Source organism: Ruania alkalisoli, assembly GCF_014960965.1.
In the GTDB taxonomy this organism is placed as follows: domain Bacteria; phylum Actinomycetota; class Actinomycetes; order Actinomycetales; family Beutenbergiaceae; genus Ruania; species Ruania alkalisoli.
Genome location: NZ_CP063169.1, coordinates 3749677 through 3775837, shown reverse-complemented (window position 1 = coordinate 3775837; position 26161 = coordinate 3749677). Strand labels below are relative to the sequence as shown.

At 69.5% G+C, this 26161-nt stretch carries 25 protein-coding genes; 16 read left to right on the top strand and 9 right to left on the bottom strand.

Annotation, left to right across the window (positions count from 1 at the left end; translation table 11 throughout):
• The first annotated feature begins 60 nt into the window (after nt 1-60).
• From IM660_RS16820 to codB, 5 genes are all read left to right on the top strand, one after another.
• Nucleotides 61-1191 (top strand): TNT domain-containing protein, encoded by a 1131-nt coding sequence (locus tag IM660_RS16820; protein ID WP_193496934.1) that lies wholly within the window; start codon nt 61-63, stop codon nt 1189-1191.
• A 438-nt stretch (nt 1192-1629) separates the two neighbouring features.
• A complete protein-coding gene (aztD, locus tag IM660_RS16815; RefSeq protein WP_193496933.1) occupies nt 1630-3039 on the top strand; it encodes a zinc metallochaperone AztD in 1410 nt (469 codons plus the stop codon).
• 2 nt (nt 3040-3041) lie between these two features.
• Complete coding sequence (locus tag IM660_RS16810; protein WP_210769004.1) at nt 3042-3938, top strand: metal ABC transporter substrate-binding protein; 897 nt, start codon at nt 3042-3044, stop codon at nt 3936-3938.
• 202 nt (nt 3939-4140) lie between these two features.
• Complete coding sequence (locus tag IM660_RS16805) at nt 4141-4611, top strand: nucleoside deaminase (protein WP_193496932.1); 471 nt, start codon at nt 4141-4143, stop codon at nt 4609-4611.
• Nucleotides 4608-5945 (top strand): cytosine permease, encoded by a 1338-nt coding sequence (gene codB / locus IM660_RS16800; protein ID WP_193496931.1) that lies wholly within the window; start codon nt 4608-4610, stop codon nt 5943-5945. The genes IM660_RS16805 and codB overlap by 4 nt, the downstream gene beginning before the upstream one ends.
• 98 nt (nt 5946-6043) lie before the next feature.
• On the opposite strand, the gene ykgO is transcribed toward codB, so the two are convergent.
• Genes ykgO through rpmB form a run of 4 tightly spaced genes read right to left on the bottom strand, consistent with a single transcriptional unit; the run spans nt 6044 to nt 6898 of the window.
• Nucleotides 6044-6166 (bottom strand): type B 50S ribosomal protein L36, encoded by a 123-nt coding sequence (gene ykgO, locus IM660_RS16795; RefSeq protein WP_089773214.1) that lies wholly within the window; start codon nt 6164-6166, stop codon nt 6044-6046.
• A gap of 20 nt (nt 6167-6186) precedes the next feature.
• A complete protein-coding gene (gene rpsN / locus IM660_RS16790; protein WP_193496930.1) occupies nt 6187-6492 on the bottom strand; it encodes a 30S ribosomal protein S14 in 306 nt (101 codons plus the stop codon).
• Nucleotides 6492-6662, bottom strand: a complete 171-nt coding sequence (gene rpmG / locus IM660_RS16785) for a 50S ribosomal protein L33 (RefSeq protein WP_193496929.1) — start codon at nt 6660-6662, stop codon at nt 6492-6494. The genes rpsN and rpmG overlap by 1 nt, the downstream gene beginning before the upstream one ends.
• Nucleotides 6662-6898: a 50S ribosomal protein L28 gene (gene rpmB / locus IM660_RS16780; RefSeq protein WP_193496928.1), complete on the bottom strand. Its 237-nt coding sequence runs from the start codon at nt 6896-6898 to the stop codon at nt 6662-6664. The genes rpmG and rpmB overlap by 1 nt, the downstream gene beginning before the upstream one ends.
• Before the next feature lie 60 nt (nt 6899-6958).
• Here rpmB and IM660_RS16775 point away from each other — a divergent pair, with 60 nt between their 5' ends.
• Nucleotides 6959-8083, top strand: a complete 1125-nt coding sequence (locus IM660_RS16775; protein ID WP_193496927.1) for a CobW family GTP-binding protein — start codon at nt 6959-6961, stop codon at nt 8081-8083.
• Nucleotides 8084-8231: 148 nt separating this feature from the next.
• On the opposite strand, the gene IM660_RS16770 is transcribed toward IM660_RS16775, so the two are convergent.
• The 3 genes from IM660_RS16770 to IM660_RS16760 form a co-directional block, all read right to left on the bottom strand.
• Nucleotides 8232-9155: a MaoC/PaaZ C-terminal domain-containing protein gene (locus IM660_RS16770; RefSeq protein ID WP_193496926.1), complete on the bottom strand. Its 924-nt coding sequence runs from the start codon at nt 9153-9155 to the stop codon at nt 8232-8234.
• A 70-nt stretch (nt 9156-9225) separates the two neighbouring features.
• Nucleotides 9226-10572, bottom strand: coding sequence for a 3-oxoacyl-ACP reductase (locus IM660_RS16765; RefSeq protein ID WP_193496925.1), 1347 nt, complete (start codon nt 10570-10572; stop codon nt 9226-9228).
• Nucleotides 10572-11915 (bottom strand): acetyl-CoA C-acetyltransferase, encoded by a 1344-nt coding sequence (locus IM660_RS16760; RefSeq protein ID WP_193496924.1) that lies wholly within the window; start codon nt 11913-11915, stop codon nt 10572-10574. The genes IM660_RS16765 and IM660_RS16760 overlap by 1 nt, the downstream gene beginning before the upstream one ends.
• 136 nt (nt 11916-12051) lie before the next feature.
• Between IM660_RS16760 and IM660_RS16755 the strand changes: the two genes are divergently transcribed.
• On the top strand, nt 12052-12756 hold the full coding sequence (locus IM660_RS16755; RefSeq protein ID WP_246465009.1) for a TetR/AcrR family transcriptional regulator: 705 nt from the start codon (nt 12052-12054) through the stop codon (nt 12754-12756).
• On the top strand, nt 12753-14807 hold the full coding sequence (locus IM660_RS16750; protein ID WP_193496923.1) for an acyl-CoA dehydrogenase family protein: 2055 nt from the start codon (nt 12753-12755) through the stop codon (nt 14805-14807). Before IM660_RS16755 ends, IM660_RS16750 begins: the two co-directional genes overlap by 4 nt.
• A gap of 5 nt (nt 14808-14812) precedes the next feature.
• Here IM660_RS16750 and IM660_RS16745 read toward each other — a convergent pair whose 3' ends face one another.
• Nucleotides 14813-15550, bottom strand: coding sequence for an MBL fold metallo-hydrolase (locus IM660_RS16745; protein ID WP_193496922.1), 738 nt, complete (start codon nt 15548-15550; stop codon nt 14813-14815).
• Nucleotides 15551-15664: 114 nt separating this feature from the next.
• Here IM660_RS16745 and IM660_RS16740 point away from each other — a divergent pair, with 114 nt between their 5' ends.
• From IM660_RS16740 to IM660_RS16720, 5 genes are all read left to right on the top strand, one after another.
• Nucleotides 15665-16510 (top strand): siderophore-interacting protein, encoded by an 846-nt coding sequence (locus IM660_RS16740; protein WP_246465008.1) that lies wholly within the window; start codon nt 15665-15667, stop codon nt 16508-16510.
• Nucleotides 16511-16837: 327 nt separating this feature from the next.
• Nucleotides 16838-18367 (top strand): Rv2578c family radical SAM protein, encoded by a 1530-nt coding sequence (locus IM660_RS16735; protein ID WP_246465348.1) that lies wholly within the window; start codon nt 16838-16840, stop codon nt 18365-18367.
• A gap of 44 nt (nt 18368-18411) precedes the next feature.
• Nucleotides 18412-18981, top strand: a complete 570-nt coding sequence (locus IM660_RS16730; protein WP_193496921.1) for a DNA-3-methyladenine glycosylase I — start codon at nt 18412-18414, stop codon at nt 18979-18981.
• Between the two features lie 70 nt (nt 18982-19051).
• Nucleotides 19052-20341 carry an MFS transporter gene (locus IM660_RS16725; RefSeq protein WP_193496920.1) on the top strand — a complete coding sequence of 430 codons (1290 nt, stop codon included), beginning with the start codon at nt 19052-19054 and terminating at the stop codon, nt 20339-20341.
• 53 nt (nt 20342-20394) lie between these two features.
• The gene (locus tag IM660_RS16720) at nt 20395-21564 is read left to right on the top strand and encodes an FUSC family protein (RefSeq protein ID WP_246465007.1); all 1170 of its coding nucleotides are present in this window, start codon (nt 20395-20397) and stop codon (nt 21562-21564) included.
• Between the two features lie 17 nt (nt 21565-21581).
• Here the strand turns inward: IM660_RS16720 and IM660_RS16715 are convergent, their stop codons facing one another.
• On the bottom strand, nt 21582-22190 hold the full coding sequence (locus tag IM660_RS16715) for a TetR/AcrR family transcriptional regulator (RefSeq protein ID WP_193496919.1): 609 nt from the start codon (nt 22188-22190) through the stop codon (nt 21582-21584).
• Between the two features lie 82 nt (nt 22191-22272).
• Here IM660_RS16715 and IM660_RS16710 point away from each other — a divergent pair, with 82 nt between their 5' ends.
• The 3 genes from IM660_RS16710 to IM660_RS16700 all read left to right on the top strand — a co-directional run bounded on the left by IM660_RS16710 (nt 22273) and on the right by IM660_RS16700 (nt 26055).
• Nucleotides 22273-23298, top strand: coding sequence for an ABC transporter permease (locus tag IM660_RS16710; RefSeq protein WP_193496918.1), 1026 nt, complete (start codon nt 22273-22275; stop codon nt 23296-23298).
• A 430-nt stretch (nt 23299-23728) separates the two neighbouring features.
• Nucleotides 23729-24910 carry an aminotransferase class I/II-fold pyridoxal phosphate-dependent enzyme gene (locus tag IM660_RS16705; RefSeq protein ID WP_193496917.1) on the top strand — a complete coding sequence of 394 codons (1182 nt, stop codon included), beginning with the start codon at nt 23729-23731 and terminating at the stop codon, nt 24908-24910.
• A 146-nt stretch (nt 24911-25056) separates the two neighbouring features.
• Nucleotides 25057-26055 carry a GDSL-type esterase/lipase family protein gene (locus IM660_RS16700; RefSeq protein WP_193496916.1) on the top strand — a complete coding sequence of 333 codons (999 nt, stop codon included), beginning with the start codon at nt 25057-25059 and terminating at the stop codon, nt 26053-26055.
• The last annotated feature ends 106 nt before the right edge of the window (nt 26056-26161 follow it).

Genomic DNA, 26161 nt, shown 5'->3' with positions numbered 1-26161 from the left:
GTTGCTGTCAGCCGTCGGTTCGGTACGCACGCCGGGTCGGACCCGGCATAATCAGCCCGGATGGACGATCTCGCCACGCACCCGATCGTCGCGCAGGTCGCCGCGGCGCTGCTCGATGCCGCCGGTGCGGGTGCCACGGCGGTTCACCTGGAGTGGTCGCAGGCGGGGACCCAGCACTCCGGCCGCGCCTATGCGCTGACGGGCGATCGCTCACGTTGGGTCGAGGTCCCAGCCGAGGTGGGGGCTGCGCTGCGAGAGCTGCGCGCCGCAACCGCGGAGGCGGGGTCTGGTGCCTGGTTGTCGGTGGTGATCGTGGCACGCCCGGGCGGGCTGGCCGAGGTGGAGGCGAACTACGACCGGCGCCCGTACTGGAACTCGACGGCCGCTTCGATGCTGGATGCCCCGGCGGGCATACCCGTGCCTGATGACCGTAGATGGGCGGCGGACCTGCGCCGTTTCCCTCGGGACCGCGAGCACGTGCCGGCGTGGCTGACCCCCGACGAGATCGCTGGTGAAGCAGTCGGCCAGCTTCGGCGCGGGCTCGATGCACGGGGCATCCCACGGGCGGCCGTCGTCCTCCCCGGCGAGCCCGACGACGTACGCGGTGTGGATGAGTCCGGTGAGGCCCATCTGCCCTTCGAGGGGACCGTCGAGGTGGTGCGTTATGGTGCCCGGCACTACGGACTGCAGATTGCCGACTATGGCCAGCATGCGCTGCTGGGCGAGTACTACAGCGAACGCGCGGCGTGCGACGCGGCGTGGGCGTATCTGACCGCACCGATGCCGGCTCCGGTGCCGATCGGTCAAGCTGAGCTGGCCGCGCGGGTGCAGCACGCACAGCCGAGCATGGTCGAGCTGCACCGCCGCGTGAGGGCAGCCGGGCCGGGAGGTATCGTCACCAACCTCGCCACGGGTGTGCCCTATGACCGGATCGGCGCCGTGGACGGTCTGTACTTCTTCGTCGGCGGTACCTCCTGGGAGCAGCGTTCGCTGCCGCCGTCGGCGCGTGGACCGGGCGCGCAGGTGGAGACGTTCGTCGCCGTCCGGCCGGTGGAGGTCCAGGCGGAGATCGCCCCGGCGTGGTTCGGGCAGCCCGGTGGGGGACTGCGCTTCCACGTCGAGCTGCCCGCGCGGAGTGTGCGGGAACTGATCCGGTCGGGCGTGCTGCAGCAGGTCGCGATCACGGCGTAGCCCCCGTCACACTCGAATCCCGCTACGGCGTTCGAATCCCGATGCGGGTGCCTCCAACGGGATTCGAACGGGGCGACGGGATTCCATAGAGGTCGCGCGGATAGGGCTGCCGTCGCGAGCGACGCAGCCAGTGCGTGCATCGCAAGGCGGAGGAGGGAGGCGTGGCGGAGCCACGTCGACCGAGGACAACGCAGCGAGGTGCGTGCTGGGGCGACGCGTAGCAGGCTTCGCCTATCCGTGCGATCTCTTAGCGAGGTGGCGTGGGGTGCGGATGCGTGCGGGACTCCGCACACCCTCGGCATGGGGACGGCACGGGGACGCAGCGCGCTATGATGAGAATGGTTCTGATTACTGGTACGGTTTCGACCGTTTGCCCGACTCGTCCCACCGCCCGACCGGAAAGGAGTGGGCCGCATCCCTGACGCGGCCCGATCTCGCATGACCCTCACCTCTCGTCCCCGCGTCCGATACCTGGCGCTTCTCGGTGTTCTCCCACTGGCTCTCGCCGCATGTTCCTCCAGCGGCGACCCGGCCGACTCCACGCCGTCCACCTCGGCCTCCGAATCTGCCGAGGAAACGGCACCCACGGAGCAGGCGACCGTCACGCCCCGCATCGTCATCACCTACGACGGCGGTCTCCAAGTCCTTGACGCCACCTCCCTCGAGGTGGTCTCCGACATCCCGCTCGACGGCTTCAACCGCATCAACCCGGCCGGTGACAACCGCCACGTGCTGGTCTCGACCACGGGTGGGTTCCAGGTGCTCGACGCCGGGACCTGGGGCGAACCGCACGGCGACCACGGCCACTACTACACGTCCGACCCGGCGCTCACCGACCTCGTCTACGAGGCCGAGAAGCCTGGCCATGCGGTGGTCCACGCTGGGCGCACTGCGCTGTTCGACGACGGCACCGGTGAGATCGTGATCGTCGACTCCGCCGAGATTGCCGACGGCGTTACGGACCACGCCCGTGAGCTCACCCTGCCTGCGGCGCACCACGGGGTGGCGGTCGAGCTCTCCGATGGCACCCTGCTGGTGACCGACGGCACCGAGGAGGAGCGCTCCGGAGTCCGCGTGCTCGACGCGGACGGTGAGGAGATCGCCGCCACCGACGACTGCCCCGGCGTCCACGGCGAGGCCACCGCGGCGGACGAGCACGTGGTGATCGGCTGCGAAGACGGTGTGGTGCTCTACGCCGATGGAGAGCTGACCAAGATCGACAGCCCCGACGACTACGGCCGCATCGGCAACCAGGCTGGCTCCGAGGAGTCCGCGATCGTGCTCGGTGACTACAAGAGCGACCCCGACGCTGAACTGGAGCGCCCGACCCGGATCTCCCTCATCAACACCGAGACCGGCGAACTGCAGCTCGTCGACCTGCCCTCGTCCTACACCTTCCGCTCCATCGCCCGCGGCGATGACGGCGAGGCACTGGTGCTTGGCACCGACGGCTCGCTGCACGTGATCGATCCCGAGAGCGGCGAGCTCGAGCGCTCCATCGAGATCATGGACGCGTGGGAGGAGCCGCTGGACTGGCAGCAGCCCCGGCCCGCGATCCGGGTGCTCGAGGGCACCGCCTACGTGAGTGACCCGGCCACCAACGAGATCCACGCGGTCGACATCGAGACCGGCGAGGTCTGGAACAGCGCCACGCTCGAGGTCACGCCGAACGAGATCACCCTCGTCTCGGGTGACGTACCGACCACCCACGATGAGGAAGGTGCTCACGAGGGTCACGACCACGGTGATGAGGACGAGGCAGACGGCCATGACCACGAGGAGGAAGCCGAGGGTCACGACGCCGAGGGCGACGGGCACGATCACGATCACGATCACGAGAACGAGTGACGTTGCCTGAGTTCTCCGGAGGGCGACGGTCGGTTCGCAGGGTGCGGGCCGCCGTCGCCGGCCTCGTGGTGCTTCCTCTCGCCCTCGCGGCGTGCGCGGCGCCGGAACAGTCCGACGAGGTGAGCGTGCTGACTGCCTTCTACCCGCTGCAGTTCGTCGCCGAGCGAGTGGGCGGCGAGCAGGTTGAGGTCACCAGTCTCACTCCGCCCGGCGCCGATCCGCACAGCCTCGAGCTGGCGCCCTCCCAGGTGGTCGAGCTCGGGGAAGCCGACGTGGTGCTCTACACCTCGGGCCTGCAGGCCGCCGTGGATGATGCGATCGACAGTCAGCCGCCGCAGCGGGTGATCGACGCTTGGCAGGCGGCTGGGATCGAGGCCGATCTGCTCACCGAGGATCCCCACTTCTGGCTCGACCCGACGCTGCTGGCGCCGGTCGGGGAGGCTGTGGCGGAGGAACTGGGAGCAGCCGACCCCGACCACGCCGAGGAGTACATCGCGCGGGCCGAGGAGCTGACCACCGAACTCGAGGGTCTCGACGCCTCCTTCGCCGACGGCCTCGACGGCTGCGGAGGCGCGATGCTCGTCACCGCCCACGAAGCCTTCGGGTACCTCGCCGATCGCTACGACCTGCGGCAGGAAGGCATCGCCGGGGTCGACCCGGAGGTCGAGGCCTCGCCGTCGCGCATGCGCGAGGTGGCGGCGCTCGTGGAGGAGTATGGGGTGCAGACGCTGTACTTCGAGACCATCACCGCACCCGATGTCACCGTGGCACTGGCTGAGGAGGCCGGTGTCGAGACGGCCGTGCTCGACCCGTTGGAGAGTCCCCCGGATGACGGTGACTACCTGAGCACCATGCAGGCCAACCTCGATGCGCTCAAGAATGGCCTGGTGTGCGAGTGACGTTCGGCCGCTGACGCCTCCGAGGGGTAGGGGCTGGGGCCATCGAAGGATGGCGCCAGCCCCGTCGTCGTCGCTGCGGACTTGTGTAGTGCCGTCGGTGCGGACCAGCAGAAATGAACCCGTGACATGCACGCGGTATCGTCCCGCTCGACCGAGGAGCGGATCATGTGCGCCGCCCCGCCGTTCGATCCACGGAGTTCCCATGACCCGCCAGCCCGGTCCCCCGGATGAGGCCACGCTACGCGCGTGGCTCGCGATCGCTGTCGAGGAGGCCCGCACCGGAATGGCCGAGGGTGGCGTGCCGATCGGCGCCGCGCTGATCTCCGCCGACGGTGAGGTACTCGGCCGCGGCCACAACCGTCGCGTGCAGGACGGTGATCCCTCCGCGCACGGTGAGACCGATGCCTTCCGCAATGCCGGCCGGCAGCGCACCTATCGCGGCACCACGATGGTCACCACGCTCTCGCCCTGCTGGTACTGCACCGGCCTGATCCGCCAGTTCGGGATCTCCCGGGTGGTGGTGGGCGAGTCCACCACCTTCACCGGCGGGCATGGCGACCTCGAGGCGCTCGGCGTCGAGGTGATCGTGCTCGAGGACGCAGCGTGCATCGCGATGATGCGTGAGTTCATCGCCGATCACCCCGACATCTGGAACGAGGACATCGGCGAATGAGCGAGCCCACACGTGCATCGGGAGAGGCGACCGGACCGGCTGAGGTGAGCCCCGCCGTCGTGGATCCCGACTACCCGGTGGAGCCGGTACCACCCGGCGCCCGCAAGTCGCTGTTCAGCCTCTCGATCGTGCTCCTCGGCTTCACGTTCTTCACCCCGACGATGCTTGCCGGGGCGCAGGTGGGCGCCGCATTCGAGTTCTGGCCACTGATGGGGGTGCTGCTGCTCGGGTCGGTGGTGCTGGGTGTGTACGTGGCCGTGATCGGGGGGATCGGCGCGTCCACCGGGCTGACCACGGTGATGATGTGCCGGTACGCGTTCGGCCGCCGCGGTTCGATCCTGACGTCGCTGCTGCTGGGCGGCACACAAGTGGGCTGGTATGGCGTCACGGTGGCCACCCTCGCTCAGCTGATCGCTCAGGCGGCCGGGTGGGAGTCGGACCTCGTGGTCCGGCTGCTGATGGTCGCCGGTGGCCTGGCGATGGGGGCGACGGCGTACTTCGGTTACCGCGGCATGTACGCCTTGTCTGTGGTGTCGGTGCCGCTGCTGCTGGTGCTGGCCGTGTGGGTGACGATCCGTTCGTTCGCCGAGACTGACGGGCTCGAGGGGATGCTGGCGCAGCGCCCGACGGCGTCCATGGGGGTGGCCGCAGCCGTCACCATCATCGTGGGAACCTTCGTCTCCGGCGGCACCCAGGCGCCGAACTGGACCCGGTTCGCACGCACGCCGCGGCAGGGATTTGGGGCTTCGGCGGTGGCGTTCCTGATCGGGAACATGCTGATGCTGTTCTTCGGCGCGATCGGTGCCCTCGCGTTCGGGCAGGCCGACTTCGTGCTGGTGCTGTTCGATCTGGGGCTCGTGGCCTGGGGTGTGGTGTTCCTGGTCGGGAACCTGTGGACCACCAACGACAACACCGCCTACAACTTCGGCGTCGCGGGTGCGGAGATCGCGAACTCGCGCTCGAAGAAGCCGTTCGTGATCGGCGGTGTGGTGCTCGGGACCCTGCTCGCCGTGACCGGTATCTATGACTCATTGCCCGCGTTCCTGGGCTGGCTCGGGATCCTCATCCCGCCGGTCGGTGGCGTGCTGATCGGGGAGTGGTGGAGCCGGTGGCGCGGCGGGGTGCCCGAATCTGCCATGCGGGTCGGAGCCGTGCGATGGGAGAACGTGGCGGCGTACGCGCTCGGGTCGGTAGTGGCCTGGGGGAGCGGTGAGCTCGGCTGGGGCATCCCGCCGGTGAACGGGATCGTCGTGGCGCTGCTGGCTGCGGTGCTGGCCGGGCGGTTGGTGAGGCGGTTGACGACGCGGGGCGCTGAGGCGACACGGTCGGCGTAACCCGGCAGACGCGTGCAGGGCGCGGAACGCCTGTGCGGTGGATCGCGGTCATGAGAGGTGACGGGGATCCACCGCACAGGCGGCTGGTCAAAGGGGCCTCAGCCCTGCCGGGCCTTGAGCCGCGGGTTCTTCTTGTTGATCACGTAGGTCTTGCCGCGGCGGCGGACCACGATCGATCCGGGCTGGTTCTTCAACGAGCGCAGTGACGCACGAACCTTCATGAGTTCTCCTTCGATGACGTTTACCAGCTGGACTTGGTGATCCCGGGCAGCTCGCCGCGCAGTGCCATCTCGCGCAGCCGCACGCGTGAGAGGCCGAACTTGCGTAGGTGCCCGCGCGGGCGGCCGTCGGCCACGTCGCGGTTGCGCACGCGGGTGGGGCTGGCGTCGCGCGGGAGCTTGTGGAGGGCACGCATCGCGGCTTCGCGCTCGTCGGCGCTGCGGTGGGGATCCACCGAGGCCTTCTTGAGCTCCGCGCGCACGGCGGCGAACCTTGCCACCGTCTCCTTGCGCTGATCGTTCTTGGCGACCTTTGAAGACTTGGCCATCAGCGGGTCTCCTTGAACTCGACGTGGCGGCGGATCTTCGGGTCGTACTTCTTGAGCACGAGCCGATCGGGATCGTTGCGGCGGTTCTTCGCGGTGATGTATCGCACGCCGGTGCCGGCGGTGGATTCGATGATGACCTTGGGTCGCACATCGTTGGACTTCTTGGCCATCAGATGCGTTCCCCTCGGGCCTGAATGCGGGCGATGGCGGACTCGATACCGATCGTGTCGATGGTCTTGATCGCGCGGGTGCTCAGGCGCAGTGTGACCTTCCGGCGCAGGCTCGGCACCCAGTAGGTGCGCTTCTGGATGTTCGGGTTGAATCGGCGTGAGGTGCGCCGGTGGGAGTGGGAGATCGTGTTGCCGAATCTCGGCACCGCTCCGGTGAGTTGGCAGTGTGCAGACATGAGACCATAATAGGAATCATTCTCATTCTTGTCCATCTCCCGTTCTCAGCAAGGAGTCCCATGTCAGTGTCGGTACGCCCCGTGGCCGTGCTCGCCACGATCGACCCGGTCGACCGAGAGGTCGCCCTACTCAGTGCGCTCGCTGACCGCCCCGACGTGCCGGCGATCGTCCACGACATCGAGATCGCCGGTGACACGGCCCGGCTGCGTCGCCGGGTGCTGCGCGGTCAGGACGTCATCGAGGACGAGTGGGTCGAGCTGGAGCACGTCTGCCCCTCCTGCGCGGTTCGCGAGGACGCCGGACCAACCGTTGCCCGGCTCGTGCGCACCGACGGTGTCGCCGGCGTTCTGCTCGCGCTACCGCCAGGGGCGGAACTGCTCCCCGCCACCGCTGGATTGATGGCCTCCCTTGCTGGGGCCGATGCACCGGGCGTGGTAGCCGCCGGCATCTGCTGTGTCGCAGCCGACGTGCTTCCTGCCGCGCTGCTCGGTGAGGAGGAGGTCGCGGACCGCCAGATCGCGATCGCCCCCGACGACGACCGTGCGGTGGCTGAGGTGGTGCTCGGCCAGCTGCCGCCGGCCGATCTGGTCCTTCTTGACGGCGGCGCCCAGGGTCAGGGCCGCGACCTTGCCGATGCGCTGCGCCGCCACGGCAGCGACATCGTCACCGACATGCACGCGGACTGGCTCACCACCGCGCTGAGCCTGCGCCACGATCTGGCGCACGCCGAGGCGCACCTGCATGCCACCAGCGCCAGCCCTGGTGTCGGGGCCGGGAACGCGCGGGTGGACGACCACGGATGGGTGAGCGAGACCTCGGACGTGTGGACTCTCGACCTGCACACCCCGGTGGCGCTGCATCCGGGCCGGCTGCTGCAGCAGATCGACGCCGTCGCGAACGGGCCCCGGGTGATCTGGGGTCGGTTCTGGGTGCCGAACAGGCCCGATTCCGTGTGCGGGCTCTACGGCGGCGGGCGGCAGATCTCGGTCGGCATCGCCGATGCCTGGGGCAACCAGGAGTGCAGCACCCGATGGTTGGTCGTGGGTGCGGGACCGGGCCGGGACGAGGTGCTCGCCGCCTTCGAGCGCGCCGTCCTCACCTCCGAGGAGGAGGCGGCCGGTTTGCTGCCGTGGCTCGAGCGGGCCGACCCGCTCGAGCCTTACCTCGGGGCGCGCTCTGCGTGAGGGCGACGCATGCTCCGGCTCAGAGGTTCCACCTGAGCGCCCCCGAGACAGACGTCGTGTCCTGGGGCGTCGGGAGACTGTCTACGCGGTTGCGGGCAGTCACGTAGCGACTGCTCGTAACCGCACAGTGCCGCGTCCGGAGTGCGGCTCAGGTTAGCGGCGCGACCGCACCATGGAAGTGACGCTTTCCGGATCGCTCGTTCCACCCCGCGTACTGCATCGCCCCGCCCTCACGCCGCAGCGACAGGGCGACGGTCGAGGGCAGGAGCACTGGTTTGCCGAAGCTGACGTCCCACGTGAACGCCTCCGACGGGCTCACACGTGCCGCATCGACTGCGGTCAGCGCCCGTGCTGCCGTGTACATCCCGTGCGCTATCGCCCGCGGGAAGCCGAACGCCTTCGCCGTCAACGCGCTCAGGTGGATCGGGTTCCGGTCCCCTGAGACCTGCGCGTAGCGGCGGCCGGTATCCCGCGCCAGGCGCCACCGGACGGCGGGCTCACCGTAGCCCTCCGGCCACGGGTCGCTCGACGTCGCCGAGTCCGTCTCCAGCAGCGCCAGGCCCGGCAGCGTCTGCCCCTTGGCGAGATAGGTCGAGCGCCCGGACCACGCCGGGTCGACGTCCTCGGAGCGGGTGACCTCCACCACCAGATCCACCTGCGTGCCGGAGCGGTGCGCCCGCAGTCGCTCCGCCCACGCCCGGACGGTCAGCTCGTCGCCTATCCGCACCGGCTCCCGCTGACGCACCGAATTCGCCACGTGCACCATCCCCAGCAGCGGCAGCGGGAAGTCATCCCGGGCCATCACCGCCATCGCCAGCCCGAACCCGGTCACGTGCACGAAGCCGGCGGGCAGCACATCACTGGCGGGTTCGCCGAGCAGATGCTGGTAGGCGGTCAGTTGTTCAGCATCCGGTCGCACGCCGTCTACGCGGTAGGTGACCTGCGGCGTCGTGGTCGGACCGCGCCCGGGCGCGCGCACCATCAGCCTGGCGGACTTCGCCAGGGCGCTCGCGTACAGGCCGCCGAGTCCAGGGACCGCGGCGAGCATCTTCTCGGTGGCGGGTGCGCTCATGCTGTCCTCCAGGCCATGGAGCGGGGCGAGCCGCGTCGGCTCGCGTCCTCGACTGCGCGGAGACCGGGGATCACTGGCCCACCAGGTTCTGCCCGCACACCCGCAGCACCTCGCCGTTGATGCCACCCGCTTGGGGGGAGAGCAGGAACGCGATCGTCTCGGCCACGTCCACGGGCAGCCCGCCCTGCTGCAGCGAGTTGGCGCGCCGCGCGATCTGGCGCGGCACCGGCGGGATCTTCGCCGTCATCTCGGTCTCGATGAATCCGGGCGCCACCGCGTTCGCGGTCCCACCCTGCTCGGCCAGCCGGGGTGCCAGCGACCGGGTCATCCCGATCACCGCCGCCTTCGTGTACCCGTAGTTCGTCTGCCCGCGGTTGCCGGCGATGCCCGACGTCGAGGCGAGCGAGACCAGCCGCAGTCCCTCCGGTCCGAGGTCGTCTGCCGCCAGCAGCTGCTCGTTGATCCGCAGCTGCGCGGCGATATTCACCGCCACGACCGCATCCCACTTCTCGGGGGTCATATTCGCGAGCAGCTTGTCGCGCAGAATCCCGGCGTTGTGCACGACGGCGTCCAGTCGCCCGTGCCTGGAACGCGCCAGCTCGAGTATCCGCTGACCTGCGTCTTCGGATGTGATGTCGAGCTGCAACGCTGTCCCGTGCACCGTGTTCATCACCTCGGCGAGCTGCTCACCCGAGGCGGGCATGTCCACGCCGATCACGTGCGCGCCGTCCCGCGAGAGCACCTGTGCGATCGCCGCACCAATGCCGCGGGCGGCACCTGTCACGACGGCGACCCTCCCCTCCAGCGGACGCGTCCAGTCCGCTGGGGTTGCGCCGTCGGGCGTGGTCACGTGGATGAACTGACCCGAGACAAAGGCCGACCGGGCCGAGAGCAGGAAGCGCAGCGCCCCGGTGACGCCCGGGGAGTCGGCAGCGACGCCGTCGTGGATCACGATCCCGTTGCCGGTGCCACCGGCCCGCAGCTCCTTGGCCACCGACCGCAGGAATCCATCAACGCCGTGGCGGGCAGCCGCGACCTGCGGCTCGGCGCCCTCGGCGGGCCGGGAGATGGTGACCACGCGGCCGCTGGGAGCCAGTGAACGCAGCGCGCCGCCGAGAGCGAGCGCGAAGTCGCTCATCTGCTCCGGGTGCTCGAGCTCGGTGAGCACCAGCACGATCGCACCGACCTGGCCCTGCGGGAGCGTGCGGTGCACGTCCAGGTCCCAGCTGAGCAGCGCCTCGGCGGCGGCGTCTGCTTGTGCCCCGGCGCCCAGGAGCAAGACCGGTCCGGGTAGGAGCGGCTGGTCCACGGCGTCGGCGTGGGTGCGTCGCAGCCGGGCGGGCCGGGGCAGGCCGAGCGTCTTCGCCACCTGTTTGGTGGCACCGGAATTGACGAGGTCGAGGTAGGTGTCGCTCATCACGCCTCCAGGATCATCGCGACGGCCTGTCCGCCGGCAGCGCACACGGAGATCAGCCCGCGCACGGGGGTCGATGGTGCCGCGCCGTCGTTCAGCTTCTTCTGGTGCAGCAGTGCTGCGAGGGTTCCCACGATCCGGGCGCCGGTCGCGGCAAACGGGTGGCCCGCGGCCAGCGAGGAGCCGGCGACGTTCAGGCGGGATCTGTCGACCTCGCCCAGGGCCGGCAGGCCGACCTTCGAGGACATGAACTCCTCGTCCGCCCAGGCGGCCATCGTGGTGAGCACGGTGGAGGCGAATGCCTCGTGGATCTCGATGAAGTCGAAGTCCGCCAGTCCGAGCCCCTGTCGTGCCAGCAACCGCGGCACGGCGTAGGCGCCGGCCATCAGGAGCCCTTCTTCGCCGCGGGCGAAGTCCACGGCCGCCGATTCGGCGTCGACCACGTGGGCCAGCACCGGCAGTCCGCGCTCCTCGGCCCAGGTGTCGGTGCCGAGCAGGACGGTCGCGGCACCGTCGGAGAGGGGGGTGGCGTTGCCTGCTGTGATCGATGCGTCGGGAGCCTGCTTCCCGAACACGGGCGTGAGCTTGGCCAGCTTCTCGGCTGTGGTGTCGGCGCGTAGCGACTCGTCCCGCAGCAGCCCTCGGTAGGGGGTGATCAGGTCGTCGAAGAGGCCGTCGTCGTACGCCGCTGCGAGGTTGCGGTGGGAGGCGAGCGCGATCTCGTCCTGCGCCTCGCGGGTGATGCCCCAATGGCGGGTGGTGATCGCCTGGTGCTCGCCCATCGACAGTCCGGTGCGTGGCTCGTTGACGTTCGGTGCCACTGGGGCCAGATCGCCGGGCCGCAGGGCGGTGAGAAGCGCGAGGCGCTGCTGGATCGTCTTGGCGCGGCTCAGGCGTAGGAGGGTCTTGCGCAGCCGGTCGCTGACCACGATCGGGGCGTCGGAGGTGGTGTCCACACCGCCGGCGATGCCGGAGGAGATCTGCCCGAGGGTGATCTTGTTGGCGATCGCCCACACCGTCTCCACGCTCGTCCCGCAGGCGCGTTGCACGTCGAAGGCGGGAGTGTGGGGGTCCAGTCCGGAGCCGAGCACTGCCTCGCGGGTGAGGTTGAAGTCGCGGGAGTGCTTGAGGACGGCCCCCGCGGAGACGTCGCCGAGGCGTTCGTCCTGGAGCCCGAACCGGGCCACCAGGCCGCTGAGTGCGGCGGTGAGCATGTCCAGGTTCGAGGCGGAGCGGTAGGCGCCGCCCGCCTTGCCGAAGGGAATCCGGTTGGAGCCGATGACGGCGGCCCGTGGGCTGGCTTGTTCCGGTACCGCCGGGGTGGTGTTCTCGGGCGTCGATGCCATGGGTGGTCCTCGCAGTCGTATGTGGATGCCTGAAGAGGTGCCGAGCAGTGAGGTTCCTGCCTCGATCCTTCCTCATCTCCGCGGCCGGAGCAGGAGATGGATGTCTAGAACTGATAGTACCTGATACTCTGAGTACGTGAACAGCGTCACAGCGAGGTCGGTGCCCGAGTCGGACCCAGACGAAGGCCCCGACCCGGCCGAAGGTGGAACGGACGGCCGTTCCCGCCGGTGGGATGCCCACCGTGCCGAACGGCGTCGCGCCCTGGCCCGGGCCGCGCGCCGTGCAGTTCACCACGGCGGGCCGGACCTCTCCATGGACGAGCTCGCCGTTGCGATGGAGACCTCGAAGTCGATCGTCTACCGCTACTTCGCAGACAAGGCCGGACTGCAGAGCGCCGTCGGCAATCTCGTGCTGGAGGAGATGGCCGAGGCCTTCGACGCTGCCGCACACGCCGACTCCGACCCCCGCGACCGGCTGCGTGCCATGGTCGGTGTGTACGCGACCATGATCGACAAGTCCCCGCACGTCTACCGCTTCATCACCCGCTCGGGCGATGGCGACGAGGGTGCCTCCCTCTCACGATTCCAGGCCACCATCTCCGCCTCGGTGGAGATCCCGCTGCGGGATCGGCTTGCCGCCTCCGGATCCGACCCGCGCCTGGCTGCCGCCTGGGCTGCCGGCGTTGTCGGCTTCGTGCGCGGCGTCGGTGACCTGTGGCTCAGCGACACCTCCGACGATCATCCGCCGGCCGACACCATGGCCGACCTCATGACCGACTGGCTCTGGCGTGGCGCCGGAGCCTTCCATACCCCGACCTCATCCTCACGGGAGCACCGATGACCACAACTGCGGATCGCACAGCTGCGTCCGACCTGACCCTCAACACCCGCGCCGTGGCCGACCTGGTCGACGGACGATGGGGTGAGCATCGCCGTCGGGTGCGCGATCTCATGCTCGACGAACGCCTGCGCCGCGCAGACAACCTGACGGTCGCCGAGCATCGTGCGCGCGTGCTCGAGCAGTCGCGCTACCTGGTCGAGCTCGAGGTCGTGAACCGGGCCTTCCCGGAACGGCTCGGCGGGTATGACGACCCGGGCGGCAATATCGCAGGCTTCGAAGAGCTCGCCGTCGCCGATCCGTCATTGCAGATCAAGGGTGGTGTGCAGTGGGGCCTGTTCGGCGCGGCCATCCTCCACCTGGGCACCGAGATCCACCACGACCGGCTCCTGCCGGGCGCGATGGACCTGACCGTTCCCGGCTGCTTCGCGATGACCGAGACCGGGCACGGCTCCGACGTGGCGGCCATCGGCACCACGGCCACCTATGACCCGGCGGCCGAGGAGTTCGAGATCCACACTCCCTTCCGAGGGGCCTGGAAGGACTACATCGGCAACGCCGCCGACCACGGGACCGCCGCCGTCGTGTTCGCCCAGCTGATCACCGCCGGGGTGAACCACGGCGTGCACGCCTTCTACGTGCCCATCCGCGAGACCGCGCCGGATGGGGCCGCCGGCGACTTCCTGCCAGGGGTCGGCGGTGAGGATGACGGGCCCAAGGGTGGCCTGAACGGCGTCGACAACGGACGCTTGCACTTCGACCGCGTGCGCATCCCGCGGGAGAACCTCCTCAACCGGTACGGCGACGTCGCCCCGGACGGCACCTACAGTTCACCGATCGACAGCCCCGGGCGACGCTTCTTCACCATGCTCGGCACGCTGGTGCAGGGCCGGGTCTCCCTCGGCGGATCCGCCGTCGTCGTCTCCAAGATGGCGCTCGCGACCGCGATCCGGTACGCCAACGAACGGCGCCAGTTCACCGGAGCCGACGAGGACGTCGAGACCGTGCTGATGGACTACCAGCAGCACCAGCGCCGGCTGCTGCCGCTGCTCGCGCGCACCTATGCCGCCCAGTTCATGCACAACCAGCTCGGGCAGCGTTTCCACGAGGTCTTCTCCGGTGAGCATGACACCGACGGCGACCGGCAGGACCTGGAGACCCTCGCCGCAGCATCGAAGCCGTTGAGCACCTGGCTCGCGCTGGAGACGATCCAGACCTGCCGGGAGGCGTGCGGCGGGGCCGGGTACTTGGCTGAGAACAAGTTCGTCACCTGGCACCAGGACATGGACGTCTACGCCACCTTCGAGGGTGACAACCACGTCCTTCTGCAGCTGGTGGGCAAGCGACTGCTCACCGACTACGGGCGCGAGATGGCGAAGATGGATGTGGCCGGTGCGGTGCGCTGGGTGGCTGATCGCGCCGTCGACATGACCTTGCACCGCACGCCGCTGCGGCGCGCGGCACAGTCCATCCAGGATGGCGGATCGCTGGCACGTTCGGCCGGGGAGATCCGCGATCCCGACGCACAGCGCGAGCTGCTCGAGGACCGGGTGGAGTCCATGGTGGAGGAGATCGCCCTCGCACTCCGCGCCGCCAAGGGCGCACCAGCGGATGTGGCACAGGCGCTGTTTAACTCCCACCAGCACGACCTCATCGAAGCTGCGCGTGCGCACGGAGAGCTGCTTCAGTGGGAGGCCTTCACCGAGGCGGTCGCCAGTATCCGTGACGATGACACCCGCAAGGTGATGACGTGGCTGCGGGATCTGTTCGGGCTGGTCACGATCGAGAAGAACCTCTCCTGGTATCTCATCAACGGCCGGATCTCCGCCCAGCGGGCGCGCACGGTCACGTCCTACATCAACCGGCTGCTGCCGCGCCTGCGCCACCACGCGCAGGATCTGGTGGAGGCGTTCGGGTACTCCGATAAGCACGTCGGTGCTGTGATCGGCACCGGGGTGGAGGGGCAGCGCCAGCGGGAGGCGCGCGACTACTACCGGCGCCGCCGGGCCTCGGGGAACGAGCCGGTGAGTGAGAAGAGTCAGAAGAAGAGCTGAGCCGGTCAGCGCATCCGGCTGAGGTTCTCCTGGTGGGCCTCCAGTAGCCATGGTTCGGCCTGGAGGAGACGCGGATCGGGGAGATCAGGCCGGTCCAGGTAGCGGCGGTCGTGGGCGAGTTGGCGGGTGGGGGAGTCGGCCACGCCCGCTCGGGCGACGGTGCCATGCCCCGGGATGAGGAACTTCGCCTGCTCGACGTACGGGGCGAGCAGCTCGATCCCCGCGCGGTACTGCGCGAGCGTGCTGCCCTCCAGCAGCGGGATCTCTACGTCCGAGAGCATGTCGCCGGCGATCAGCACCCGGGGGCCGGGCAACCATAGGGCGGTGTGCCCCGGGGCATGGGCGTGGTGGGTGAGGATCTGGGCGACGGGACCCTGCCAGGGCAACCGGTCGCCGTCGTGGGCCTCGATCTCACCTGCCAGGCCGAGCAACTCGGGCGGTAGGTTCAGCGCCGCACGCAGCTGATCCAGGTGCGCGGCCGCGTCCTGGGCGGCGGCAGGGCTCGCCAGCCGCGGTGGAGTGCCGAGGCCGGGGTGCCAGAGCACATGGTCGTGGTGGGCGTGGGTGGCCCAGCCGAGCACCGGTATCAGGCCGCGGGAGGTGAGCAGGTCCGCCAGGCCGGCCAACTCGTCGGCCTGCCAGGCCGGATCCACTACGACGGCGCAGCTCCCCTCGTGCAGGACCGTGGTGGTGGTGTGCATGGTGCGGGAGGTGAGCACCAGGACGCCGTCGGTGATGTCCACGGCACGAGTGTGGCATCGGCCACGCCGGTTGGGGTATCCAGCGAGGATGGTTAGGCTTACCTTAGAGATGGTGGCATTTGTGTGCTGCCCCGTCGATGTGGTGAGGAGGGCCTTGTGCCCAAGGGAGTGGCGCAGCGCGCCGAGGTCGTCAGCAGCGAGCGGATCACCCCGCACATGGTTCGGTTGGTGTTCTCCGCGCCGGGCGGTGGGCCGCTGGACGTTGACCCGGCCGGCTATACCGACACCTACGTCAAGGTGCTGCTCCCGCGGCCCGGTACCGGCGTGAGCGAGCCGTTCGACCTCGAGGAGGTCAAGGAGCGGATTCCCGCCGAGGACTGGCCGGTGATGCGCACGTACACCATCCGTGCGTGGGACCCTGAGTCCGGGCACGCCACCATCGACTTCGTGGTGCATGGCGACGAGGGGATCGCCGGGCCCTGGGCGGCTGCGGCCCGGCCCGGTGACCAGGTGCAGCTGTTCGGGCCGGGGCGCGGGTACGCGCCGAACCCCGAGGCGGACTGGCACCTGCTCGCCGGTGACGAAAGTGCGTTGCCCGCGATCGCCGCCACGCTGGAGGCCATGCCGGAGGAGGCGGTGGTGCGGGCGATCATCGAGGTGGCCGATCCGGCCGAGGAGCAACCGCTGCTCACCGTTGCCGGGGCCGAGGTGCAGTGGATCCACCGGTCTGCCTCGAGCGTGGAGGCCGAGCCGGGCGAGGCGCTCGTGGCGGCCGTGCGCGAGCTGGAGCGTCCGGCAGGGCGCGTGCACGCGTTCGTCCACGGCGACGCCGACGTGGTCAAGCAGCTGCGTTCGCTGCTGCGGTTCGAGTGGGATGTGCCGAAGGAGGACCTGTCCGCCTCCGGATACTGGAAGCGCGGCACCAACGACGACCAGTGGCGCACCATGAAGCGCCAGTGGGTGGCGCAGATGGAAGCCGAGGAGGCGCGCCGCTCGGCGTAGGGCGCGGTTGGCGTGAGCCTCCCGAGGAGGGTGCTGCCCCTCCAGGGGCCGAACTTTCGGCCCCTTCTCGAGTTTCACCCTGAGTTTCAGACCCCTGAGCGGCGTGGCCGGTCCGATCGAGCAGCCGAGCGCTGACGTGCTCGGCGTTCGCGCCGCAGATGCCGAGCACGTCAGCGTTCGCGCCCGGTGATGTACGGGCGGTGATGCAACTGTTGGCGTGATCTGGTCGGCTGGGACCGGGTGTGTCGAAGTCGCCCACTGGCATCGAATGTATGTTCGACTGGTGGTAGGCGATGGGAAGCCCAGCAAGCCACGGACGCCGGAGCGCTGCTGCCGCTGCGCGGACTGATCCGCAGTGTGACGACGCCGGAGTTCGCGGGAGTGACGTTCCATGAGGTGCTCTGCAAGAGCGCTCTGAACCGCGTACCGGGTGGGTCGAGGATGCCGTTCGCGTGGACGGTCAACCCCACGCGTGGATGTCTTCACCAGTGCGTGTACTGCCTGAGCCCGGACACGCTCGTGCTGATGGCCGACGGGCGTCAGAAGCCGATCGGCGAGCTTGACGTCGGTGACCGCATTGTGGGGACGCAGCTGGAGGGAAAGCGCCGGCGATACGTCGAGACGCCGGTGCTCGCAACCTGGCGGACGCGAAAGCGCGCTTACCGGACAACCCTTCGCGATGGCACCGAGATCGTAGCGAGCGGTGACCACCGATTCCTGACGGCCCGTGGCTGGACGCATGTCGCCCCGCGTGCTCCCGGCCAGGGTCAGCGTGCCTACTTGACGATTAACGATTCGCTGATGGGGCTCGGTCTCGGTTCCGGCAGTGGGAACGGTCTTGGCCCTCGAGGCGGACCCGCCATCACCCGCAAGTTGGCCATTGTCGGCGAGGTGGTGAAGACCTCAGCAGACCTCGGCGTCGCGAGCGTCGAGGACCTCGGTGCAGAGCGCCGGATGGTTGACATCACGACCGGGACCGGGGACTTCATCGCCAACGGGGTCATCAGCCACAACTGCTTTGCGCGCAAGACTCACGAGTATCTCGACCTCGACTCCGGTGCCGACTTCGACACCCAGATCGTGGTCAAGGCCAACGTAGCCGAGGTGCTGCGCGCCGAACTCGCGAAGCCGTCCTGGAAGCGTGAGCACGTGGCGCTCGGCACCAACTCGGACCCGTACATGCGAGCCGAGGGCCGCTACCGGCTGATGCCGGGCATCATCGAGGCCCTGACGGCGTCACGCACCCCGTTCTCCATCCTCACCAAGGGTCCGCTGTTGCGCCGTGACCTGCCACTGCTGCAGCGGGCGGCCGAACGAGTGGACGTCGGTGTGGGCATCTCCCTGGCCTTCACCGACCCCGAACTGCAGCAACGCGTGGAACCGGGCACGCCCACCCCGCAGGCGCGATTGGGCCTGATCCGAGCCGTTGCTGATGCTGGTCTGCGCCCGACGGTGATGGCGATGCCGATCCTGCCCTGGCTCACCGACTCCGAGCAGCATATGAACGAGCTGTTCGGCGCGATCCGTGAGGCCGGCGGTGCCTGGGTGACCGCCGGGCCGCTGCACCTGCGGCCCGGTGCGCGGGAGTGGTTCATGGCCTGGCTGGCCCGTGAGTACCCGGCGCTCGTGCCCAAGTACCGGGCGCTCTTCGGACGCGGCTCCTACACCACGGGTGAGTACCGTGACTGGCTCGCGGACAGGGTGCGCAGGCTGCGCCGTCGGCACGGTTTCGTGCGAGACGAGGCCGAGCGTGGGGCGAGGTGGACACTACGGACGGATCCGGACGCCGTCGGGGATCCGGAGCTACCGGCGGCGGCACAGGTCGATCCTCGCCCGGTGCAGGCGTCGCTGTTCTGAGTGGGCGTGCGCCGATGTCGGTGCCTCTCTCTACGCTGAGAACTATGGACTCCCTCATCACCGGAACCGACGGGCGCACCCGCTGCGGCTGGGTCGGCTCGGACGCCGACTACGAGCGCTACCACGACCAGGAGTGGGGCTTCCCGCTGCGGGGCGACCGGGCCCTCTTCGAGAAGATGGCTCTGGAGGGCTTCCAGGCTGGTCTCTCCTGGATCACCATCCTGCGCAAACGGCCCCGCTTCCGTGAGGTGTTCGCCGGATTCGTGCCCGCGGAGGTGGCGCAGTTCGGCGACGATGACATCGAACGCCTGATGGGCGATGCCGGCATCATCCGCAACCGGGCGAAGATCGTGGCCACCATCGAGAACGCGCGGCTCGTGCAGGAGATGGCCGAGGGCGAACTGGATGCACTGATGTGGTCCTTCGCCCCGGCGCCAGCTGCGCGACCGCAGACGTTCGATGACGTCCCGGCCGTCACGGCAGAGTCAACTGCCATGAGCAAGACGCTGCGTAAGCGGGGATTCCGGTTCGTCGGTCCGACCACGATGTACGCGCTGATGCAGTCGGCGGGGATGGTCGACGATCACATCGAGGGGTGCTGGCGGGTTGAGTGAACAGGGTCCGGGGAATCGATCTGCCGGCAGGCGACGTAGCCCCTGACCGACGGGCGTAGGCTCGGGCATCGTGCCCCGACTGCTCGCCGACACCGCGCCGCTGCGCGTCGGCGCGTTCCGCCGGCTGTGGTGGGGGCTCGGGATATCCAACCTCGGCACCCAGCTGACAACCGTGGCTGTGGGCCTGCAGGTGTACGCGATCACCGCGTCCACACTCGCGGTGGGCATCCTCGGGATCTTCGCCCTGGTGCCGCTGGTGGTGCTCGGGTTGTACGGCGGGGCGCTCGTGGACCAGTTCGACCGCCGACGAGTCGCGCTGACCGCCTCCACCGTGCTGTTCGTGGTGACAGCGATGCTCGCGCTGCAAGCCTGGTTATCGCTGGATTCGGTCTGGCTGCTCTACGTGCTGGTGGCGCTGCAGTCGGCCGCCAGTGCCGTCAACAATCCGGCACGGTCGGCGATCATCCCGCGACTGATACCGATCAGCCAGCTCGCCGCCGCGAATGCGCTGCAGACACTGGCATGGAATGTGGCGCTCACACTCGGGCCGCTGCTCGGCGCGGTGCTCGTGGCGTGGCAGGGATTCGGGGTGGCCTACACCCTCGACCTACTGCTGTTCACCGCGTCGCTCTACGCGCTGTGGCGGCTGCCGGACATCCCGCCCGAGCACGACGGCCAGGAGGGTGTTCGCCCGCGCGTGGCCGGATGGCGGTCGGTGATGGACGGCCTGCGCTACCTGGGTACGCGCCCGAACCTGCGGATGACGTTCCTGCTCGACTTGAGCGCCATGATCCTGGCCATGCCTCGGGTGCTGTTCCCCGCCGTCGGGGTGGTCCTCATCGGAGGAGGGGAGACCACCACCGGCGTGCTCACGGCAGCGATCGCCGTCGGAGCTGTGCTGGCGAGCATGCTCTCCGGTGGCCTGACGGGTGTGCGAGCGCAAGGGAAGGCGATCGTGGCCGCGATCGCTGTGTTCGCGCTCGCGGTGATCGGGTTCGGTGTGGTGCTGCTGCTGGTCGGGCGGACCTCACCGGAGGGGGTGATCGTGTGGGCGCTGGTGGCGGCGTGCGTGCTGCTCGCGGTCGCCGGTGCGGCGGACTCGGTCTCCTCGATCTTCCGTCAGACGATCCTGCAGGCGGCCACCCCCGATGCGATGCGTGGGCGGCTGCAGGGCGTGTTCGTGGTGGTCGTAGCCGGTGGGCCACGGCTCGGCGACCTCGTGGTCGGTGCCGAAGCGTCGTGGTTCGGCGAAGGGCTCGCCGCTGTGATCGGCGGGGTGCTGTGCCTGGTGGCCATCACCGTGCTCGCCCTGGCGCAGCGCAGGTTCCTGGCTTACGACGGCGACCGGCCAGCTCCGTAGCCCGCTCGAGTGTCGTTGATGCTCAGCCAGTTCTACTGTGGCTGGGGTGCCTGGTGAGGGCTGCGCGATGGTTGTCGACGTCAGGGGGTGTGATGCTGGCCGGTCTGCTGGAGCGCGTGCGTACACCCGAGTTCGTCACGGACGTGCTGCAGATCGCCAAGTGCGTGATCGCGGCGACGGTGGCTTGGTGGCTCTCGGTGAACGTGCTCGAGTCCCAGCTGCCGTTCCTGGCTCCGTGGACGGCGCTGCTGGCGGTGCATGCGACGGTGTACCGGTCACTCACGCGCGGGGTGCAGACGACCGTGGCCACGACGATCGGCGTCGGGCTGTCGTTCCTGGTCGGGGGCCTGATCGGGGTGAGCGTGTGGACCTTCGCGCTGGCCGTGCTGGTCGGGCTCGCGGGCTCACGGATCACCGGGCTGCGCAGCGAGGGGATCGCCATCGCGACCACGGCTGTGTTCGTTCTCGGCAGTGGGTTCGGCGAACAGGCGCCGCTTCTTGCTGACCGGTTGATCGAGGTGAGCGTCGGGGTCGGGGTGGGGGTCGCCGTCAATGTGCTGTTCGTGCCGCCGTTGCGGGATCGGCAGGCGGAGCGCTACGTGGGCAGTCTCAACCACCGGATCGGTGAGGTGCTCATCGAGATGGCCGATGAGCTGGCCGGTTCGTGGAACAGCGACCGGGCCGAGGCGTGGGTGGCCGAGACCGAGTCGATCGATGAGGAGGTCGCGCAGGGCTGGCAGACCATGCGGTTCGCACGCGAGAGCAGGAAGGTCAATCCGCGCCGGTATGTGCCGACGTCGCTGCGCTCGGCTCGCGTCCGGGACCGCGCGGCGGGCGAGGTGGAGTACGAGGGGATCCTGGGGCGCCTCGATGAGGGTGTTTCGCATCTGCGTCACCTGGCTCGGATCCTGCGGGAGTCCACCTACGCTGAGGCGCCGTGGGACGAGGAGTTCCGGCACGAATGGGTGCCGATCGTGCGTGACCTCGGGCGCAGGCTTCAGGGCGACGGCGACGGCGACGGCGACGGCGACGGCGAGGGCGAGAGCGAGAGCGATGGCATCGGGGAGCGGATCGATACCCTCGCGCGGAGGTTCTCTGGGCCGGATGGGGTGCCGGCGGGGGACCTGTGGCCGGTCTACGGGGCGTTGCTGACCAGTGTGCGGCACCTGCTCGTGATCGTCGACGACGTCACCCTCGCCCGGGAGGGGACGTCAGGGTCATAGGCCCGATCCGCCGTGGGTCAGGGGCGCAGGACGGCGTCCAGGCCGGGGGTGACGATCTCGATCAGCTCCTCGAGGGGGAGGTTCGCCACGGGGCCGACCTGGAGGACGTAGCGTGCCGTCGCGATCCCGAACAGGTGCGCCATCGCGAACGGCAGACGCTCGGCGAGGGCTGGATCCATGCCGGCGGTGGCATCCCGGAGGAAGTGGCCCTCGATCGCCTCGCGTAGACGGTGCGCCGCCTCCTCGCTCGCGCTGGCTGACCGCAGGACGGCCCGCAGGACGGGACCGATCTCCTCGGACTCCCAGCCGGTGAGATAGAAGGTGGCGAGACGGTGAGCGAGGTGTTCGGGCTCGCACTGCAGAGATTGGCCGATCCGCGCGGGAAGATCGTCGACCTGGGCTAGCACGGCCGCGAAGAGCTGATCTTTTGAGCCGAAGAAGTGCATGACGAGTGCGGGGTCGACCGCAGCGTCGGAAGCCACGGCCCGGATGGTCGTGCCCCCGTAGCCGTGCTCGGAGAACAGGGTGAGCGCAGATCGCAGGATCTGCTCACGGGTGTCGTTGGCGCCGGGGCGTCGGCCGCTGCGAGCTGGCCGCCCGGTTCGTGCCGATCGCTGGTCTGTCATGAGTCGATCCTAGCGAATATCTACGCGCGTTGACTTCAACGAGTGTTGAGTTCTCTCGTGAGGGGAGACAAAGGAGGACGTCATGGGTGCGAATCATGTGTCGCAGAGTGGTCAGAGTTCGCGGCCAGTGGTGATCGCGTTGGCGCTGGTCGCCGTTGCCTGTGTGGTGGTACTGGCGTTGGTGTGGCCGGTTCGGGCGGCACAGCCGCAGGACGTGCCCATCGGGATCGTCGGGCCCGAACCTGCTGTTGCGGCGGTGGAGGGCGCGCTCGCCGAGCATGGCGGTGGAGCTTTCGAGCCGGTGAGGTTGGAGGACCGGGAGACTGCGGTCGAGCGCATCGAGGAGCGAGAGGTCTATGGCGCGATCGTGCTCGGGCAGCAGCCTGAGGTGCTGATCGCGTCGGCCGGGGCCAGCGCGGTCGCGACGGCACTGGCAGACCTGGCGCCGATGCTGCAGGCACAGCTTCAACAGGCAGTCGAGGCGCAAGCTGCTGAGGGCGAGGTACCGCGAGTCGAGGTCACGGTGACAGATCTGGTTCCTCTGGCCGAGACAGATCCCCGCGGAGCCGGGCTGGCGTTGATGACCTTGCCGTTGCTGATCGCCGGCATGATCGGCGGCATCGTCATCGGGCTCAAGGTCGCGGGTACGGGCCGCCGGATGATGGCCCTGGCGGTCTACAGCGTGGGGGCCGGGCTGGCCCTACCTGCCGTGCTGGGCACCTGGTTGGGGATCGTGCCGGGAGACTACTGGGCCGCCGTCGGGGTATTCGCCCTGACGATTGCGGCGATCGCTGCGACCTTGTCCGGGCTCGTGGCCTTGCTCGGGCCGGCGGGTGCCGGGGTGGGGGCGGTGCTGTTCGTGCTGGTCGCCAACCCCATCTCCTCAGCGAACATGCCGATGGAGTTCCTGCCCGAGCCGTGGGGTCTGGTGGGGCAGTGGTTCCCGCCGGGGGCGGCTGCGACGCTGGTGCGGGACGTGTCGTACTTCCCGGAGGCCGGGGTGGGCGTGCCGGTGCTGGTGCTCAGCGCGTGGGCGGTTGCTGGGGTGGTACTGATGGTGCTCGGGGGCCGACGTGCGGCGGTGGCTCCTGGTGCTGAGCGTGACTAGTCCGTGAGCTTCCGGGGTCGCTGTCCATCTGGAGCCGCGTTGCGGGCGCGGTGACGCGTGTGCCGCCATTCGTGCCGCCGCCGATGGCTCATCCCCGCACGCGGGGAAGTGACCGCCTCGGGCGCGTGCCGATGGAGCCGATCCCGGGCCCATCCCCGCACGCGCGGCATCCACCTCTCGATCTCGCCGCCGTAGGGCGCGGACTTTGCCCACGCGCGCGAGGTGGCGTCGAGGAGGCTCTGGTCTGTCATGTCGTCTATCGCACCAGGAGGTACTGACATCGGCGTCACGAGACCAGTAGATCGCAGGTTGGCCAGTCGTGCAGCGAAATGTGGCACGCTGTTCCGATCCCGCCCGACCCTGGATACTCGATCACGGCCGGTCTCGTGGGTAGACCGATCCGACTGATGCGCCCGATACCCTGCCCACCATGAAGGTCGCCCGCCGCGCAGGAGTTCCGCCCTTTGAGGTGATGTCCATCCTCGACCGGGTTGCCCAGTTCCGCGCGGCCGGTCGGGACGTCATCTCCCTGTGCGCGGGTGAACCCGCCGGCGGAGCGCCGCCGGACGTCGCCGCCCGCGCGGCTGCACTGCACGAGGATAACGACCTGGGCTACACCTCGGCCCTCGGGCCGCGCCCGCTGCGCGACGCCATCGCCTCCCACTACCGCCGTTGGTACGGCCTCGATCTGGTCGCCGACGACGTCGCGGTCACCACCGGGTCCTCGGGCGCGTTCGTGCTCGCGTTCCTCGCCGCCTTCGACCCGGGCGACCGGGTAGCGCTCGCGAGCCCGGGCTACCCCGCCTATCGCAACATCCTCACCGCGCTCGGCTGCGAGGTGGTCGACATCCCGTGTGGGCCCGAGCAGCGCTTCCAGCCCACTCCCGAACTCCTGGACGAAGCCGCCGCTGACGGCCCGCTGCACGGCCTCGTGGTCGCCTCCCCGGCCAACCCGACCGGCACGATGCTCACCCGCACCGAACTGGCCGCCCTGACCACGTGGTGCGATGCCCACGACGTGCGCCTCATCAGCGACGAGATCTACCACGGCATCACCTACCCGGCCCCGGGCGCCGCCGACCCGCGCGGCGTCAGCGCCTGGGAGACCTCCCGCACCGGGGTGGTGGTCTCCTCCTTCTCCAAGTACTGGGGCATGACCGGCTGGCGCATCGGCTGGGCGATCGTCCCCGCGGACCTGCGCTCCGCCGTCGATGCCCTCGCCGGCAACGTGGCCCTGTGCCCGCCGGCTCCCGCCGCCTACGCAGCCGTTGAGGCGTTCACCGGAGCCTCCTACGCCGCCGCGGACGCCCGTGTCGCGGACTTCGCCCGCACCCGCGCCACCCTTCTCGGCGCCGTTCCCTCGCTCGGGTGGGGCCCGATCGCCCCCGCGGACGGCGCCTTCTACCTCTACGCCGATCTCGCCTCCACCTTGGGTCACTTCGCTGATGCCACCGCCTGGGCGCAAGCGCTGCTGGAGGAGGAAGGTGTGGCCGTGGTGCCCGGGATCGACTTCGATCCTTCCCACGGCGGGCGCTATGTGCGGCTCTCGTTCGCGGCCGGGCATGACGCCGTAGTGGAGGCGGTCGCCCGGATCCGCTCGTTCATCAGCTGAGCGACGAGGGTGGCCCAGGTGTCGATTCTCGGCACGTTCTGCGACACCCAGGCCACCCTTGTGGGCCGGCGTCGGCGCTCGTGGTCGACGTCACTCGCCCGCGCGTGGCTCGCTGGTGAGGAGCCCCGGCGATACGCTTGTCGCCCGTGAGCGACGAAGCCCGGATCCTGGAACCATCTGTCTCATCCGCGTACTGGCGCGGTGCCATCGGCTGGGTGCCCGACGGTGCCTGGTGGCGCCCCTGGCGGCTGCCTCCCGAGCGTGCCGACCGTGCCCACGCCGACGCGCTGCTGTTCCCGGCGCAGATGGCGGCAGGGGTTCGTGCCCAGGTGCGCACTGACGCATCGTCACTGCGCTTGCCGATCGCCTACGACGAGAGCGATTCCGCCTGGCCGCTGGATGTCACTGTCGACGGCGACCTTCACCAGCGCATCGAGGTGGCCCTGGGCGAGCAGGTGCTCGAGGTGGGCCTGCCCGACGGTGAGCACGACGTCGTGGTGTGGCTCCCGCAGAAGGGACGCTCCGCCGTCGGGGGAGTGTGCCTGGAGGGGGCGAGCGCGGCCGAGCCGATGGGCATGAAGCCGCGGTGGACCACCTACGGCAGCTCCATCACGCAGTGCAGTGCTGCGGCGGGTCCGAGCGAGACCTGGCCAGCCATCGTGGCCGACCGGCTCGGGTGGGACCTGACCTGCCTCGGATTCGGCGGGCAGTGTCACCTGGACCCCATCGCCGAGCACGCCATCGCCCAGACCCCTGCGGACGTGATCTCGCTGTGCCTGGGGATCAACATCCACGGGCAGGGTTCGTTCACGGCGCGGTCGTTCGCGCCGCAGATTTCCGGTTTCGTGGAGCGGGTGCGGGAGGCCCACCCGCAGGCACGGCTCGCGGTGATGACCCCGATCGGCAGCCCGGACCGGGAAGAGAGCCCGAGCACGGGCGGGTTGACGCTGGTGCAGATGCGTGAGGCGATCGGCGAGGTGGTCGCAGCGCTGAATGCGCACGCTGCCGAGATCACGCTGATCGACGGGCTCAGCATCCTCGGGCTCGACGAGGCGGACCTGCTGCACGATCGTCTGCACCCGGGGCCGGAAGGGTACCGGCTCATGGGGGAGCGGCTCACCGCGGCTCTCGGCGACCTCGCCTGAGCGCGCGAACACCTCGGGCCTGGCGTACGTCATCGACGGCCCACAGCGACGCTGTGCCACATGGGGCACGGTATTCCTGTGGACCGTCGATGGCGTACGCGACCGG

What these genes read in the sequence shown, in the direction of transcription:
- IM660_RS16820 (WP_193496934.1), top strand. Translation starts at nt 61, where the DNA reads ATGGACGATCTCGCCACGCACCCGATCGTCGCGCAGGTCGCCGCGGCG.
- aztD (WP_193496933.1), top strand. Translation starts at nt 1,630, where the DNA reads ATGACCCTCACCTCTCGTCCCCGCGTCCGATACCTGGCGCTTCTCGGT.
- IM660_RS16805 (WP_193496932.1), top strand. Translation starts at nt 4,141, where the DNA reads ATGACCCGCCAGCCCGGTCCCCCGGATGAGGCCACGCTACGCGCGTGG.
- codB (WP_193496931.1), top strand. Translation starts at nt 4,608, where the DNA reads ATGAGCGAGCCCACACGTGCATCGGGAGAGGCGACCGGACCGGCTGAG.
- ykgO (WP_089773214.1), bottom strand. Translation starts at nt 6,166, where the DNA reads ATGAAGGTTCGTGCGTCACTGCGCTCGTTGAAGAACCAGCCCGGATCG.
- rpsN (WP_193496930.1), bottom strand. Translation starts at nt 6,492, where the DNA reads ATGGCCAAGTCTTCAAAGGTCGCCAAGAACGATCAGCGCAAGGAGACG.
- rpmG (WP_193496929.1), bottom strand. Translation starts at nt 6,662, where the DNA reads ATGGCCAAGAAGTCCAACGATGTGCGACCCAAGGTCATCATCGAATCC.
- rpmB (WP_193496928.1), bottom strand. Translation starts at nt 6,898, where the DNA reads ATGTCTGCACACTGCCAACTCACCGGAGCGGTGCCGAGATTCGGCAAC.
- IM660_RS16775 (WP_193496927.1), top strand. Translation starts at nt 6,959, where the DNA reads ATGTCAGTGTCGGTACGCCCCGTGGCCGTGCTCGCCACGATCGACCCG.
- IM660_RS16770 (WP_193496926.1), bottom strand. Translation starts at nt 9,155, where the DNA reads ATGAGCGCACCCGCCACCGAGAAGATGCTCGCCGCGGTCCCTGGACTC.
- IM660_RS16765 (WP_193496925.1), bottom strand. Translation starts at nt 10,572, where the DNA reads ATGAGCGACACCTACCTCGACCTCGTCAATTCCGGTGCCACCAAACAG.
- IM660_RS16760 (WP_193496924.1), bottom strand. Translation starts at nt 11,915, where the DNA reads ATGGCATCGACGCCCGAGAACACCACCCCGGCGGTACCGGAACAAGCC.
- IM660_RS16750 (WP_193496923.1), top strand. Translation starts at nt 12,753, where the DNA reads ATGACCACAACTGCGGATCGCACAGCTGCGTCCGACCTGACCCTCAAC.
- IM660_RS16730 (WP_193496921.1), top strand. Translation starts at nt 18,412, where the DNA reads ATGGACTCCCTCATCACCGGAACCGACGGGCGCACCCGCTGCGGCTGG.
- IM660_RS16715 (WP_193496919.1), bottom strand. Translation starts at nt 22,190, where the DNA reads ATGACAGACCAGCGATCGGCACGAACCGGGCGGCCAGCTCGCAGCGGC.
- IM660_RS16710 (WP_193496918.1), top strand. Translation starts at nt 22,273, where the DNA reads ATGGGTGCGAATCATGTGTCGCAGAGTGGTCAGAGTTCGCGGCCAGTG.
- IM660_RS16705 (WP_193496917.1), top strand. Translation starts at nt 23,729, where the DNA reads ATGAAGGTCGCCCGCCGCGCAGGAGTTCCGCCCTTTGAGGTGATGTCC.